Source organism: Nocardia sp. NPDC058633, from assembly GCF_042717045.1.
GTDB lineage: Bacteria > Actinomycetota > Actinomycetes > Mycobacteriales > Mycobacteriaceae > Nocardia.
Genome location: NZ_JBHXRA010000007.1, coordinates 307856 through 322818 on the forward strand (window position 1 = coordinate 307856; position 14963 = coordinate 322818).

Consider the following 14963-nt stretch of genomic DNA (forward strand, 5'->3'; position numbering starts at 1 on the left):
GTGTGACCGTGAGTGATTGGAGCGGACAGGAATTCGAGGTGCGTCTCGGGGCGCCCGGGCACGGTGGTTTCATCGTCGGGCGCCACGAGGGGCGCGTCGTGTTCGTGCGGCACGGGCTGCCGGGTGAGCTGGTACGGGCGCGGGTGACCGAGGACCGTGGCGGTTCGTTCTGCCGTGCCGACGCGATCGAGATCATCGAGGCCTCGCCCGACCGGGTGCCCGCGACCTGTCCGGTCTCGGGGCCGGGCGGTGCAGGGTGCTGCGATTTCTCCTTCGCCACCCCCGCGGCGCAGCGCGCGCTCAAGGCCGCGGTGGTCGAGGAACAGCTGCGCCGGTTGGCCAAGATCGAACGCGAGGTGACGGTCGAACCGATCGCCGGCGACTCCGGCGAGGTCACCGGCGGGTGGCGCACGCGGGTGCGACTGGTCGTGGACGGTGCGGGGCGTGCCGGTGTGCACCGCTACCGCAGCACCGAGGTGATCGCGGATCTGCGGTGCCCGCAGCCTGTCGCCGGTGCGCTCGACGGTATCGCCGATCGACTGTGGACACCGGGCGCCGATCTGGTCGTCGCGATCGACGGTGACGGTGTGCGCCACGTCGTGGAACTGGCCGAGACTCCCGCAGCGGGCCCCTCCGGTCGCCCTGAGACCCCGCGTGGCGCGAGCCGCGGTCGTGGTCAGCGGCCGGGGCGTCGCCGTGAGTCGGCGCCGCCCGCGGGCGACGAACGTGGGGCGATCCGCGACCGGGCGGCTTCGCGGAAGTCGGCCATGAACGCGCCTCGCGAGGAGTGCGTGGTCGAAGGCTCGGGTCGCGTGGTGGAGTACGTGGCGGGGCGTCGGTGGGAACTGTCGGCGACGGGGTTCTGGCAGGCGCATCGCGGTGCGGCGCAATGCTATTCGGATCTGATCGCCGATTGGTCGGGTCTCGCTCCCGGTGGTTCCGGCTGGGATCTCTACGCGGGTGTCGGTGTCTTCGCGGCGCGACTTGCCGAACAGACAGGGCAGACGGGGTCGGTGGTCGGAGTGGAATCGGCTCGCTCGGCGATCGTCGACGGCACGGCTGCGCTGGGTGACCTGCCGTGGCTGGAATTGCGCAATGATCGGGTGGAGCGGTGGGCTCGCAGTGCCTCCGCTACACCGGACGTCGTGGTTCTCGATCCGCCGCGCGCCGGTGCCGGCAAGGATGTCGTCGGTGCTGTCGCCGACGCGGATCCTCGCCGTATCGTCCACATCGGTTGTGATCCGGCGGCTTTCGGTCGTGATGTGGGCTTGTATCTGGACGCGGGTTACCGCTTGGCGGAGTTGCGGGCGTTCGACGCTTTCCCGGGTACGCACCACGTCGAGTGTGTGGCATTGCTCGACCGGTGAGGTGCTCGACAGTGCCCGGTCAGCCGAGCGCCCACGTCACTCGGACGCTTGCGCCCACCTCGGATTCGCCGGGCACTACGGGAACAGGGGAGCTGGCGCGGGCCATCAGCATGGGCGACGAGTCCATCTCCGCGCTGATGTCGTAGGCCCGGCTCGTAGGGGGAGAGGTGTCCTCGGTGATCTGCAGGACCGCACCCAGGCTCACCCCGGCACGGGCCGCGTACTGCTCGGCCTTCGCTTTCGCGTCGTCGAAGGCCGCGTCGCGGGCCTGTTCGAGCAGCGGTGCCGGGTCCGCGACGGCGCGGGTGAGGCCGCCGAGGCGTACGTCGTCGCCGCCGGCGTTCACCGCGGCGGCGACCGTTTCGGCGGGCTCGGTGCCGGTGCCCTCGCGCAGCGACACACTCAGGCCGGTGGAGGCCAGATACCCGACGATCTCGGTGCGGCCGTTGTCGGTGTAGACGGTTTCGGTGCGCACACTCAAACCGCTGGTCGCCATATCCGCATCGCTCACCCCGGCGGTCCGCAGCGCCGCGACGACCGCGCTCACCCGGTCACCGGCACGCCCGTAGGCGGCGGCCACGGTGTCGGCCCGCGATTCGACCGACAACGTCACCCGGATCAGATCGGGGACCGCGCGCACCACCCCACGTCCGAAGGTCGTCGTGCTCGCCTGCCAGGATTTCTTGCTCACCGCGGTACTCCTGTCGGTCGAAGGCTGCTGTGCTGCTCAACGTCTCGCGCGCGGCCCGAGTTCCGTCGCACGGGTCGGTAGTTGTCGAAGGTCGCCCGATACCGTTCGTACCGCTGCGTTCGGAGATGGTCAGTAGTTCTCGGAGTTCGCCGATACTGTGCGGACCGCGGCTTCCATCTGCGCGTATGCCCCGGCCGCGAGTCTTTGTAGCAGAGCGAGTTTCAGTTGCGGGTGCTGCTCGGCGAGATCGTCGAACACCACCGGGCTCATCACCGCCACCCGGACCCCGGTCTCGGCCACGATGTCGTTGACGAACCGCTCACCGATCAACATCGGGATCTCGCCGAACGACATCCCCGACGACAGCGTCACCAACCGGTGCACCCGCCCGTCGGTGCCGGGAAACGTGGCCCGCACCCGCCCGTCGAGAATCAGATACAGCCCGGACCGTGGTTCACCGCGCTCGGCGATCACCTCGCCCCGGGCGAACGTGCGCCCGACGAACTCCGCGCACAGCCGGTCCCGGTCGACGGGGTCGAGGCCCACCAGCAGCGGATGCTCGTCGAGGTCGATCGACGCGCAAGCGCTCGTCCCCGGCGGTCGATGCCGGTCGAGCACGATGTCCTCGCACCATTCGGTCGCGGTGTCGCGGTCGATGAACACTCGCCCGCGCGGATCGTCGGGATCCAGGCTCGACACCTCGTGCCCGAGTTTGCCGTCGGGATCGACCAGCGCCACCCGGCTGCCCCGGCGCACGAGCTCGGCCTGCAACTGTTCGACCATGCCGCGGGCCACCTGGCTCACCTCACCGACCCGGCGCAGGTCGATCACCAGCGCGTCGAGCTCGTCGACATTGCCCTCGATCGCCCGAACCGCCCGCTCGGCACCGGCGAACAACAGGTCGCCGTGCAGTTCGTAGACCCGCGCGCGACCGCCGTGCGAGGCCAGCACCGCGGCGTCCTCGGGGGTGCGGCGCAACCGCGACGGCAGTTGCGCCACCGAGTAGTCGGCCCGGATCGCGGTGCGCGCCGATCGGGTCACGTGACAGAAATGCAACTCCAGCCGCCGCGACAGCTCCCGGCACGCGGCGACCCCCCGCACGCTGTTGCCCTGCCCGTCCAGTCGCGGTGAGTACACCGAGATCCCGAGCTGACCGGGCAGCACCGCGATGATCCCGCCGCCGACCCCGCTCTTGGCGGGCAGCCCGACCGTGGTCACCCAGTCACCGGCCGCGTTGTACATGCCGCAGGTGGTCATCACGCTGAGCACTCGCTCGGTCAGCGCGGTCGACAGCGCTCGTTCCCGCGTTTTCGGATTGATCCCGTTGTCGGCGAGTGTCGCCGCCATGGCGGCCAGGTCGGCGCAGGTGATCTCGATCGAGCACTGCCGGAAGTACCGATCGACCGCGTCGTCCGGGTCGACGTCGATGATGCCGACCGAGCGCAGCATGTACCCGATCGCCCGGTTGCGGTACCCGGTGCGAGCCTCGGATTCGTAGACCGCCTCGTTCATCGTCAGTTCACGCCCGGCGAAGCGGGAATAGCAGCGACGGACCCGCTCGAACTTGTCGGCGGCGTCGCGGCCGTTGATCAGCGAGGCCGCGGTGATGGCCCCGGAGTTGATCATCGGGTTGCTCGGGCGCTGGGTCTGCGGTTCGAGGCTGATCTCGTTGAACGGCTCGCCCGACGGCTCCACGTCGATGTGCGCGGCCACTCCGTCGAGCCCGCGGTCGACCAGGGCGAGCGCGTAGGTGAACGGCTTGGAGATCGACTGGATGGTGAACACGGTGTCGGTGTCGCCGACCTCGTAGATCAGACCGTCGGCGGTGGCCAGGCACAACCCGAACGAATCCGGTGCGACCGCGGCGAGCTCGGGGATGTAGTCGGCGGGTGCGCCGGAGGTGTCGTGGCGACAGGCCGCGTACACCTCGTCGAGCATGCCCGCCACCACACCCGGGTCGATCGTGCGCGTCGCGTCGTGCGGTCGGGTCACAGCGTCACTGTAGGTCGCGTCGGCGCCGGGCCGGGCGGGGGCGCGCGGGAGATTGTCCTCACAGCCGGTCACGCGGTGAGGTAAGCCTTGGTAGAACCCGATTTCCGCTCGCGCTTGCTGTTCAGCGGGCATGCGGCGGTATCGTCGTCGCGACCGACGACCTCGCCGGGCCCATGCTGGGAAGGGCCCGCGAGCCTGTGCCCGTCACGCGGGCAAATACACTGGGCTGATCACAATGTAGTCCGGAGGGAGCGAGTTCAGGTGGGAGTGCTGTCGCGGGTGGATTCACCCGAAGATCTGCGCCGGCTGAGCGTGCCGCAACTGCGGGAACTGGCGGACGAGATCCGCGAGTTCCTGGTGCAGAAGGTCGCCGCCACCGGAGGCCATCTCGGCCCCAATCTAGGGGTGGTCGAGCTGACCATCGCTCTACACCGGATTTTCGATTCCCCGGCCGACCCGCTGATCTTCGACACCGGCCACCAGGCCTACGTGCACAAGATCCTCACCGGCCGCAAGGATCGCTTCGATTCGCTGCGCAGCCGCGACGGCCTGTCGGGCTACCCGAGCCGCGCCGAGAGCGAACACGACTGGGTCGAGTCCTCGCACGCCTCGGCCGCGCTGTCCTACGCCGACGGCCTGGCCAAGGCGTTCGCGCTCACCGACCAGGACCGCACCGTGGTCGCGGTCGTCGGTGACGGCGCGCTCACCGGCGGTATGTGCTGGGAGGCGCTCAACAACATCGCCGGCGCGCCCGACCGCCCGGTGGTGGTGGTGGTCAACGACAACGGCCGTTCCTATGCCCCCACCATCGGTGGACTCGCCGACCGGCTGACCGCCCTGCGCACTCAGCCCGCTTACGAGCACGCGCTCGTCGCCGGGAAACGCATTTTGAAAAGCATTCCTGCCGTAGGGGATTCGGCGTATTCGATGGTCCACGCGCTCAAGGCGGGGATCAAGGACGCGGTGAGCCCGCAGGAGCTGTTCTCCGATCTGGGCATGAAGTACGTGGGCCCGGTCGACGGCCACGATCTCGTCGCGCTCGAGGCGGCGATGCGGCGCGCCAAGGACTTCGGTGGTCCGGTCGTCGTGCACGTGGTCACCCGCAAGGGCAACGGCTACGAGCACGCCGAGAACCACGTCGCCGATCAGATGCACGCCTGCGACCCGATCGACCCGCTCACCGGCCGCCCGCTGGCGGGCAAGAAGGCCAAGGGCTGGACCGCGGTGTTCTCCGAGGAGCTCATCGAACACGGCTCGCGCCGTGAGGACATCGTCGCCATCACCGCCGCCATGCCGGGCCCCACCGGCCTGGCCGCGTTCGGTGAACGATTCCCCGAGCGCATGTTCGATGTCGGCATCGCCGAGCAGCACGGCATGGCCTCGGCCGCGGGTCTGGCACTGGGCGGCCTGCACCCGGTGATCGCCATCTACGCCACCTTCCTCAATCGCGCTTTCGACCAGCTGCTGATGGATGTGGCGCTGTTGAAGCAGCCCGTCACGGTGGTGCTCGACCGCGCGGGCGTCACCGGCCCCGACGGCGCCAGCCACAACGGCATGTGGGACTTCTCGCTGCTCGGCATCATCCCCGGTATCCGTGTCGCCGCCCCCCGCGACGGCGCCACCCTGCGGGAGGAACTGGCCGAGGCGCTCGCTGTCTCCGACGGCCCGACCGTGCTGCGATTCCCGAAAGGCAGTGTCGCCGAAGACATCACGGCGGTGGAACGTCTGGACGGCTTGGATGTGCTGCGACTGGCCGTCCCCGGTGCGGGTTCGGCGCAGTCCCAGCACGGCGATGTGCTGATCGTCGCCGTCGGCCCCTTCGCCGACACCGCCATGAAGGTCGCCGAACTCCTGGCCCCCCAGGGCATTTCGGTGACCGTCGTCGACCCGCGCTGGGTTATCCCGGTCTCCGACACCCTGGTCAAGCTCGCCGAGAACTACCGCCTGGTCGTCACCGTCGAAGACGGCGGCCTGCACGGCGGCATCGGCTCCACCGTCTCCGCGCGCCTGCGCGACGCGGGCCTGGACGTGCCCACCCGCGATCTCGGTGTGCCCCAACAGTTCCTGGACCACGCCTCGCGCAACGAGATCCTCGAAGAACTCGGCCTCACGCCCGACGCCATCGCCCAGCGGATCGGCGGCTGGCTGCAATCGCGCTGATCAGGGCCGGATAGGACCTGCCGCGTGTCGGATGCCACCCCGCTCAGGCGCCGCGTACCCTCGCTGCCGAACGGTCTACTAGGGATGTCGGATCGGTAGGAGAGCACATGGCGAGGGTGGCGATCGTCGGTGCCGGTGTGATCGGTGTCGGCTGGGCGAAGCTGTTCGCCCGGGGCGGTTGGGCTGTCGCGCTGGCTGATCCGCGCCCCGACCTCGAGCAGATCGTGCACGATGACCTGTCGGGTCTGTCGGTGACCGCCTACGCCCAGGCGGGTGCGGCGGCCGAGGGTGCCGACTACGTGCAGGAGGCGGGCCCGGAGCGGCTCGAGTTCAAGCACCGGCTCTTCGCCGAACTGGCCGCGGCCACCGGCGACGATGTTGTGCTCGCCTCCTCCTCGTCCTCGCTGCTGCCGAGCGCGATCGCCCACGGCAGCCCCGCGGCGGACCGCATCCTGATCGGCCACCCGTTCAACCCGGCGGACCTGATGCCCCTCGTCGAGGTCGTCCCCGGCGAGCAGACCTGCGACGCGGCGATGGACCGGGCGATGGAGGTCTACCGCGACCTGGGTAAGACCCCGATCCGGTTGAAGCGTGAGATCCCCGGGTTCGTCGGCAACCGCCTGCAGAAAGTCTTCAACGACCAAGCGATCTACCTGGTGCAACAGGGCATCATCGCCGCGGAAGACCTCGACGACCTGGTCAAAGCCTCGCTCGGCCTGCGGTGGGCCACCGTCGGCCCGTTCGAGGGCATGAACCTCGGCGGCGGCCCCGCGGGCATCCGGCACCTGATGGAAAACGTCGGCTCACAGATGACCTTCGACATCGGTGCCCCGGACTCCTCGAAGATGGGCATGGTCGTCCAGGAAGTCGACGCCGCCTACGGCACCGGTGAACAGAAGTACGAGCAGGGCGTCACGGCCCGCGACGACAAAACCCGCAAGATCCTGCACGCCCTCGGCGAGGACTCCTGAGACGTTCTCGGCGCGAGTTCGCTCAGATGCGAGGCCGCCGTGCGACCACCGCGAAGTTCAACGGAATGCGCGGTGCGCCGTCCGGCAACATCCACCCCTGCTCGCAGGGCACGAGCTCGGCGAACGCGGGCCAATCCATATACGGCAGCTCCGTCAACGCTTCGACGACGAGCCCGGCACCCAGCAGCGCTGCGACGATCTCTCCCAGATCGTGGCGCCACTCGTGATTGGCGGTGTGGGCGATCTGTCCGTCCGATTCCTCGGTGTAGGTCCCCGCGTCCGAGTAGGTCCGGGTGCCGCCACCGCCGAGATAATCGTCGTCGATCTCCCACGGTCGAAACCCCATCGCGCCCAGAATCGGATGGTCGTCGCGGATCACGAACACCCCGCCCGGTTCGAGCAGATCATGAATCGACCGCGCCCACGCGGTGAGTTCCGGCAACCAGACGATGGTCCCCGCACTGGTCACGACGGTGTCGAAGCGGCGGTCGACCAGCGTCGAGGCGAACCGTGCGTCTCCCTCGACCCAGGTGACGTCGCGGCCGTCGGCCTCGGCGATCCGCGCCGCGTGCCGCAGCGAGTTCGGCGACAGGTCGAGGCCGTGCACCTCGATCGCCCCCAACCGCGCCCATGACACCGTGTCGGTCCCGATATGACACTGCAGATGCAACAGCGACAGCCCCCGGATCCCTGATTCCGGAAGGTGCGGCGCGAGCACCGCGAGATCGTTGCGCACCACCGAGGAGATGTCGTCCGGATCGGCGAGAAAGGCATCGACGTCGTACATCTGCGAACGCGCGTGCACGTCGGCCCGGTCATCCCAGTTCGCACGGTTGGCGGCGATCGCTTCTGCTTCGAGCACGGTGTGACCTTTCGGCGGCGGAGGCGCTGACGAGGATCGACGCTAGCGTCGGGCGCACGTCGGGTCGACCGATTATTCGCCGTCCTATCGGTACGCGGGCTCGTTGTTCTCGCGATAGATCGCGATCGCCGATTTCATCAACCGCACCAACGCCCCTCGCGTGTCGCCGGCATCCCCTGGTCGCGCCTCGATCATCGAGCCCCGCTCGGTGACCAGATAGCGCCCGTCCGGGAAATCCATCACGTGGAAGCCCTGACCTGGTTGCGGTCGGTTGTCCGCCGCCGCCCCGGGGTAGCCCGCCACGTACACCAGCGTCGACCGGGTCCGTCCGAAGAAATCGTCCGCCTTCTGCTGCGGAGTGCGCCGGTCGGCTGCCCACGGATCGTAGGGCGGCTCCTCGTCGAGATCGTTGCTGTTCATCGTGAACACTGCCCCGCCTGCCGCCCCCGTTTTCGGCAGCCGGGCAAGCAGCTTGTCGGGCAGTTGCTCGATCTCGAGCATGCTCATCCGGATGTCACCACCGTCGCGGTCGAGCGGCACCCGCTGCTGTTCCACCAGCACCGCCTGCTGCCCCCGCACCGACGCGAACGACCGCAATTTCTCGCCGTCGCCGTACCCGGCCAGCTCGAACCGCGCTTCCGGCTCGAGCAGAATCTGCAACGCCGCCTCCAGAGCGTGGTCGAACATCGGCAGAATGCGCTGCGCCTCGTCCTGCCACAGCCGGTCGTAGTCGTCGACGGTCACCGCATCCGACTGCGTCTGCAGGGGATAGGGCAACACGTCCCGATCCGCGGCCCGCCACAGCACCGTGAACCCGAGCGCGCTGAACTGCCACTGTCCCAGGCTCATTCGCCGATCACCGGCGGCACCGTCTTGACTCGCTGATCCGCGCCGAGCCCTGTGAGTTCGTCACCGTTCTCCTGAGTGATCAGATAGTCCTTCGTCCCGGATTCCTTCTCGTCCTCGCCCTTCCCGCGACCGCCACCGGCACCCATCCCGCCCATGCCCGACATCCCTCGACCCGCCGCACCCGAACCGGCGCTGCTCACGCCCGCGCCCGTTTTCCCGGCGGCAGCGCCGCCCGGCGTGCCCGGAACGGCCGCTCCCGGAACACCGGATCCGGGTGTGCTCGCACCGGGCGAACCGCCGCCCGGAGAGCCACCGGTCCCCAACGGTGTCGTCGACCCGGGAGTGGTGCCCGCCGGCACGGTGGACTGCGGTGTCGTCGCGGCCGGCTCCGTGCTCGACGGTGTGGTGTCGTCACCGGCCTCGTCGTCGGACGGGTTCTCCGTCGTCGGCTGCTCGGTGGTGGGTTGTTCGGTGGTGGGTTGTTCGGTGGTCGGCTGTTCGGTAGTGGGTTGTTCGGTGGAGGGCTGCTGTGTGGTCGGCTTCGTGCCCGTGGTGTCGCCCTGGTTGCCGTTGTCATCGCCCGGCTTCGAACCCGTGTCGAGGGGGTTGTACGGCTGGGGCACCAGCGGGACGTTGCTGTCGGCCTCACCGATCGCCTTGTAGTACACGCCCTTGACCACCTCCGCCCCTTCGGCTTTCGCCGTGTCGGAGTTGTGGCTGTCCATTTTCCAGGTGGGTCCGGGGATATAGCTCGCGATCCCGCTGATCGTGGACCCTTCGTGCGGCTTGACCCGATCCTTGGTGATCTGCATGGCCGACTCGACCAGCTTCACCTTCTCGGCCATCATCTGCGCCGACGCCAGCAGGCTGCTCGACTTCTCGACATACTCTGCGATTCCCGCACCGGCGCTGGCTCCCGCGTTGCCGGTCCACTTCTCGGCGATCGCTTTGCCGATCTCGGCATCGTAGGTCTTGAAACCCTCGTCGAGCTTGTTGCGCAGGGTTTCCCACCGGGTGTGCAAAGTGTTCACGTCGGCCATGGACATCGCGGAGACCCGCTCGTACAGGTCCGACATCTGGCTCGGTTCGTCATAGGAGACAACCTGCGGATTCTGGTATCCGCCGTCGAACGTGTTCGTCAACTCCGCCAACCGATTCCGCGCCACGGATGCTTCGGGGCTCTCGTCCGAAGACCGGGTCGGCTTACTGCCGTCGGCGTAGTCCTTCAACGTGAGGTAGGCGTTGCCTCCTGGTATGGCATTGATGGTGCCCCTGGTCACGGCATCTAGGAACGACACTACGCACCACCATCGGTGAGGTTGTCGCCCAGCGCGTTCGTTGCTTGCACCTGGGCTACTTGCTGGTCTTCGTACTTCTTCACCGAGATCTCGATGGTGTCGCGAATGAGCTCGAGCACTGCGATGTGTTCCTCGAAAGCTGTATTGAAATCTCGTTCTCCGCCAATAGCTTTCATACCGAGCATCTTCGCGAGCTCGTCGGCGGCGGTGAACCGTCCGAGGCCGGTCACAGCCGACAGGCGTTGCAGATCGTTCTTGAGTTGGATGAAGAGCGCAATTTGGTTATTGCTTGCATCCCGACAGCTTGTGGCCACCGACGGATCCAAGTAGAGGCGACCGGCCTTCGCCTCCTCGTTCAAGTATTGCCAGCGGGACTTCTCATCTGTTGGAGCCACCGCGCCCCCTAATCTTTCAGACGCTTTACTTGGGAAACAGAGGAACGATTGCTTCAGCGATAGGTTGCAGGCGCTCACAGGGCGGCATCGACTTCGACTTCGTACTGATGTTGAGCAAGTCGATTTGCGCAAACCCGCTCGCGGTCGGAAATGCGAGGGAGCATTCCTCATTCGCATCGTTGTGGGTTTGGCGATACTGCACGCCGCTACGACCTGCGACTACGACGTCCGCAAACGCGATATTGGTGGGCTTCGCTCGGATCTCCTCGATGGAGTGGATCGTCGAGTACGCACCGACACCGTAGTTCGGGGGGAACTCGGCGTCTTCCCACCCGCAGATCTTCCATCCGGGCTCTTCTGCCCCGAGGATTCCGGACCGCTTCGACGCCACATCCAGACCCAAGTTCGTCAATGTCGAATCCGGAATCTGGGTGCATGGATCCCACAGGGCCGCAGTAGCCGCTGCCTGATCGGTAGTCGCACTCGGCTGCGCATTCCCACGTTCGGTGCTGGAACACCCCGCCATCGCAAGCACCCCGCACAACACCGCACCCACCACCACAGACCGTTGCCGCACGAGCATCCTCCGTCTTCCCCGATCACCGAGCCACACCAGCTTGACGAGCCCGCACCAACCCCACGGCCGCCCCGAATGCTCCCCGCACCCGGCCACCCCGTCGTTCCGCACAGCCTACGACACCGCTGGATCGATTCAACCACCGCTGACACACGCCAGAAGCCGGTCGGGCCGCAACATGCTCTGTCGCAGCGGAACTCGCGCAGATCAGGGCACCTCTGGAGCTGGTAGCGCCGAGCTCCCCGCATCGGACCGATCTTCGGAAGGGCGCAAGCCAGTCCTTCGTGGGGGCCCATCCGAACTATGGTCGGACTCGGGCGGTCGGGCCGTGAGCAAGGCGCAACAGGGTGCGTGACGGTGCATTTTTCGCCGGGTGTCTCCGCAATCGCAGACCCGGCGTCCAGTCGCTCGAGCTAGTCGGCTGCGGGCGTCAACGCCTTGGTCAGCGCGGGGACCGCAAGAGCGCGTTGCCAGTCGCGTGCGCCACCGGCGAGGAGGAAAGCCTCGATCGCGGCGGACAACTCTTCGAAAGTGCCGACATTCTTGTAGTCGGGCAGTCCGTCCCAGCAGAGCCGGCGGACCAGATCGGGGGAGAGCAGGTTCTCGACCGGGACGGAGTGTTCGGTGGAGAGTTCGCCCATCGCGGTGCGGGCGGTCGTGAGGCGTGCGGCGGCGACAGGGTCGCGCCGTTCCCAGCGGTTGACGGGGGGCGGGCCGTCGAAGGGCAGGGTCAGCGGGGGTAGTTGTTTGTCGGGCAGGGTGCGGCCGCGTTCGATGGCCGCGAGCCAGTCGCGGGAGTAGCGGCGTTGGCGGGGGCCGCCGAAGACGGGCAGGGTGCGCAGTTGGGCGATGGTGCGAGGTTCACCGGTGGCCGCGGCGGTGATGGCCGAGTCGGGCAGGATCCGGGACGGGGCTACGTCACGGGCGCGGGCGAGTTCGTCGCGGGTGGTCCACAGTTCGCGCACGATCGCCAGTTGGCGGGTGCGGCGCAGGGTGTGGATGCCGGAGGTGCGCCGCCAACGGTCGGCCTTCGGCGAGGGCGGGTCCATGGTGCGGACGTGCTCGAATTCCTCTGCGGCCCAGTCGAATTTGCCCTGTGCGGTGAGGTCGGCGGCGACGGTGTCGCGCAGTTCGAGTAGTAGTTCCACGTCCAGGGCGGCGTAGTTGAGCCATTCGTCGGGCAGCGGCCGGCTCGACCAGTCGGCGGCACCGTGGCCCTTGCGCAACGTTCGACCGAGGAGGTTCTCGACCATCGCGGCCAGGCCGACGCGTTCGTAGCCGGCGATGCGACCGCCGAGTTCGGTGTCGAACAGGCGGGCGGGACGCAGGCCCAACTCGGCGAGACCGGGCAGGTCCTGATCGGCGGAGTGCAGGACCCATTCGAGGTCGTTGATCGCCTCGGCCAAGGGAGTCAGGCCGTCGGTGACGGGGATGGGGTCGATGAGGAACGAGCCCGCGCCCTCGCGGCGCAACTGGATCAGATACGCGCGGGCCGAATAGCGGAAGCCGGACGCGCGTTCGGCGTCGACAGCCAGGGGACCGGTGCCCGCGGCGATGGATTTGGCGGCCGCGGCGACCTCGTCGGCGGTCGCCAACACAGGTGGAACGCCCTCGGCAGGGACGAGCAGGGGCTCTGCTGCGGTGGGTTCCTCGGCGACCGACATAAACGTGAACTCTACGTGGCGATCAAGGGTGATCGGTGCGGGTATAGGACTCCGGTCGTAAATGGGTGACCCCGGCGGGCGGCAACCCGGCGGCAAAGGCCAGGACTTCGCAGAACGCTTCCACATGTCGTCGCATCTCGGTGGTCGTCGCCGTCCACGAGGCGCGCAATTCCAGCTGGTGGGCGCGGGGCGGGCCGGCGATGTCGCCGTAGCGGACCGAGCTGGTCGCGGTGACCGTGCCGCCAAGGGCGGTGAACGGTTCCCCGCGCGATTCCAGGGAGTCGACCAGCCAGCTCCACGCGACCTCGGGTAAGAGCGGGTCGGCGGCGAGAGCGGCGTCGATGTCGGCCTGGATGTAGGCGACGAGCCGGAACACGCCGTTCCATGCCTCGTCGCCGTCGGGGTCGTGTAGCAGGATCAGCCTGCCGAACGCGTCGCCCTCGGAGTCGAGGGGCACCACCGGACTGTCGGGGTGGATGACCTCCGCTCCGAGCGCATAGGAGAACGGCGCCAACCGTTGCGGGGGACGGATAGGCGCCAGCTCGATTCGTGGGTGCACTGTTGCGGTGCCCATCGCATCGACCGCCGCCCGAAAAGAAGCAGGCTCGCGGGGCGTTCCCCCGGTCGGTGCGGCGCCGTCGCGGATGTCGAGCGGTGTCACGAGGAGGAACGGTAGACGGTGGGTGCCCGGCGCCGTCGGAGGCGCGCCGCCGTGCGCGTTGCGTGCGGGTCGTGTTGCGCAGGGTGCATTCTCGGTGCGGGTGTGATGCGCGATATGCGACGAAGGGCCATTCGGCGGAGCCGGGACGGCGGCGAACCTGCCCGAGTGCGGTGGATCGGAACGAGTTCGTCGTGGCCGGGACTGCTTACCGCTGTGTGGGGGTGGAGTCGGCCTGACTCGCGAGGCCATCAGCTGGCCGGATGTGTTGTCGGTCCCACACTCGGATGGGCGTGAGGATCGCCCGGGCTCGACGCTTAGGATGAACGACGATGAGCACTTACACCCGCCGCCGGTTGACCGATGCCCCTTTCCTGGCCGCCGCCACCGGCGCGACGCCGACCAGGCGCCCGGTGTGGTTCATGCGTCAGGCCGGCCGGTCGCTGCCGGAGTACCGCGAACTGCGCAAGGGCATCGGCATGCTCGAGTCGTGCTTCGACCCGGAGCTGGTGTGTGAGATCACCATGCAGCCGATCCGCCGCCACGATGTCGACGCGGCGATCCTGTTCTCCGACATCGTCGTTCCGCTCAAGGCCGCGGGCATCGACCTCGACATCGTGCCCGGCGTCGGCCCCGTCATCGCCTCGCCGGTGCGCACCGAAGCTGACGTACGCGCCCTGCCGCGACTGCGGGCCGAAGAGGTCGGCGCGGTCACCGAAGGCGTACGGCTGCTCACCGCCGCGCTCGGCGACACCCCGCTCATCGGCTTCGCGGGCGCCCCGTTCACCCTCGCCTCCTACCTGGTGGAAGGCGGGCCGAGCAAGCAGCACGAGCGCACCAAGGCGATGATGCACGCCGACCCGAAGACCTGGCACGCGCTGCTCGGCGCGCTCACCGACATCACGATCGCCTTCCTGCAGGCCCAGTTGTCGGCCGGCGTCGACGCGGTGCAGCTGTTCGACTCGTGGGCGGGCGCGCTGTCGCTGGCCGACTACCGCGAGTACGTGCTGCCGCATTCGGAGCGGGTGTTCGCCGAAGTCGCCTCGGCGGGGGTGCCGCGCATTCACTTCGGCGTCGGCACGGGCGAACTGCTCGGTGCCATGGGCGAGGCCGGTGCGGACGTGGTCGGGGTGGACTGGCGAGTACCGCTCACCGATGCGGTGCGTCGAGTCGGCGCCGGAAAAGGGTTGCAGGGCAACCTCGATCCCGCGATCCTGTTCGCCGGCTTCGACGCGGTCGAGGCCGAGACGCGCCGGATCGTGCGCGAAGCGGACGAGGCGATCACCCTCGGCGCGTCCGGGCACATCTTCAATCTGGGGCACGGGGTGCTGCCCGATACCGATCCTGGCGTGTTGACCGCGCTGGTCGAGTTGGTGCACTCGCTGTAGGACCGCGCTGAGCGCACACAAAACCCCCGCGCCGGGGGATTTTAGACTGGGTAGGCGGGGGTTTGTTGGGGGAGCGCCGCCAGCCCCCAAC

The 14963-nt window shown here is 68.3% G+C and carries 13 protein-coding genes; 4 read left to right on the forward strand and 9 right to left on the reverse strand.

Going from position 1 to position 14963, the window contains the following annotated elements:
- Window positions 1–8: 8 nt before the first annotated feature.
- Window positions 9–1367, forward strand: coding sequence for a class I SAM-dependent RNA methyltransferase (locus tag ACFWUR_RS11830; protein ID WP_378905745.1), 1359 nt, complete (start codon window positions 9–11; stop codon window positions 1365–1367).
- A 19-nt stretch (window positions 1368–1386) separates the two neighbouring features.
- On the opposite strand, the gene ACFWUR_RS11835 is transcribed toward ACFWUR_RS11830, so the two are convergent.
- Window positions 1387–2058 (reverse strand): SIMPL domain-containing protein, encoded by a 672-nt coding sequence (locus ACFWUR_RS11835; protein WP_378905748.1) that lies wholly within the window; start codon window positions 2056–2058, stop codon window positions 1387–1389.
- 129 nt (window positions 2059–2187) lie between these two features.
- Complete coding sequence (gene glsA / locus ACFWUR_RS11840; protein WP_378905825.1) at window positions 2188–3996, reverse strand: glutaminase A; 1809 nt, start codon at window positions 3994–3996, stop codon at window positions 2188–2190.
- A gap of 315 nt (window positions 3997–4311) precedes the next feature.
- Between glsA and dxs the strand changes: the two genes are divergently transcribed.
- Both dxs and ACFWUR_RS11850 read left to right on the forward strand, forming a co-directional pair.
- Complete coding sequence (dxs, locus tag ACFWUR_RS11845) at window positions 4312–6210, forward strand: 1-deoxy-D-xylulose-5-phosphate synthase (RefSeq protein WP_378905751.1); 1899 nt, start codon at window positions 4312–4314, stop codon at window positions 6208–6210.
- A gap of 107 nt (window positions 6211–6317) precedes the next feature.
- A complete protein-coding gene (locus ACFWUR_RS11850) occupies window positions 6318–7181 on the forward strand; it encodes a 3-hydroxyacyl-CoA dehydrogenase NAD-binding domain-containing protein (protein WP_378905754.1) in 864 nt (287 codons plus the stop codon).
- 22 nt (window positions 7182–7203) lie between these two features.
- Here the strand turns inward: ACFWUR_RS11850 and ACFWUR_RS11855 are convergent, their stop codons facing one another.
- From ACFWUR_RS11855 to ACFWUR_RS11885, 7 genes are all read right to left on the reverse strand, one after another.
- Window positions 7204–8043: a class I SAM-dependent methyltransferase gene (locus ACFWUR_RS11855; RefSeq protein WP_378905757.1), complete on the reverse strand. Its 840-nt coding sequence runs from the start codon at window positions 8041–8043 to the stop codon at window positions 7204–7206.
- 84 nt (window positions 8044–8127) lie between these two features.
- Window positions 8128–8892 carry an ESX secretion-associated protein EspG gene (locus ACFWUR_RS11860; RefSeq protein ID WP_378905760.1) on the reverse strand — a complete coding sequence of 255 codons (765 nt, stop codon included), beginning with the start codon at window positions 8890–8892 and terminating at the stop codon, window positions 8128–8130.
- Complete coding sequence (locus ACFWUR_RS11865; RefSeq protein ID WP_378905763.1) at window positions 8889–10190, reverse strand: hypothetical protein; 1302 nt, start codon at window positions 10188–10190, stop codon at window positions 8889–8891. The genes ACFWUR_RS11860 and ACFWUR_RS11865 overlap by 4 nt, the downstream gene beginning before the upstream one ends.
- The gene (locus tag ACFWUR_RS11870; RefSeq protein ID WP_378905765.1) at window positions 10190–10585 is read right to left on the reverse strand and encodes a hypothetical protein; all 396 of its coding nucleotides are present in this window, start codon (window positions 10583–10585) and stop codon (window positions 10190–10192) included. The genes ACFWUR_RS11865 and ACFWUR_RS11870 overlap by 1 nt, the downstream gene beginning before the upstream one ends.
- 25 nt (window positions 10586–10610) lie before the next feature.
- Window positions 10611–11168 (reverse strand): DUF3558 domain-containing protein, encoded by a 558-nt coding sequence (locus ACFWUR_RS11875; RefSeq protein WP_378905767.1) that lies wholly within the window; start codon window positions 11166–11168, stop codon window positions 10611–10613.
- A gap of 407 nt (window positions 11169–11575) precedes the next feature.
- Window positions 11576–12826, reverse strand: a complete 1251-nt coding sequence (locus ACFWUR_RS11880) for an HRDC domain-containing protein (protein WP_378905769.1) — start codon at window positions 12824–12826, stop codon at window positions 11576–11578.
- Between the two features lie 22 nt (window positions 12827–12848).
- Window positions 12849–13400: a DUF3000 domain-containing protein gene (locus ACFWUR_RS11885; protein ID WP_378905827.1), complete on the reverse strand. Its 552-nt coding sequence runs from the start codon at window positions 13398–13400 to the stop codon at window positions 12849–12851.
- Window positions 13401–13816: 416 nt separating this feature from the next.
- On the opposite strand from ACFWUR_RS11885, the gene hemE reads away from it, so the two are divergent.
- Complete coding sequence (gene hemE, locus ACFWUR_RS11890) at window positions 13817–14872, forward strand: uroporphyrinogen decarboxylase (protein WP_378905771.1); 1056 nt, start codon at window positions 13817–13819, stop codon at window positions 14870–14872.
- Window positions 14873–14963 lie beyond the last annotated feature (91 nt).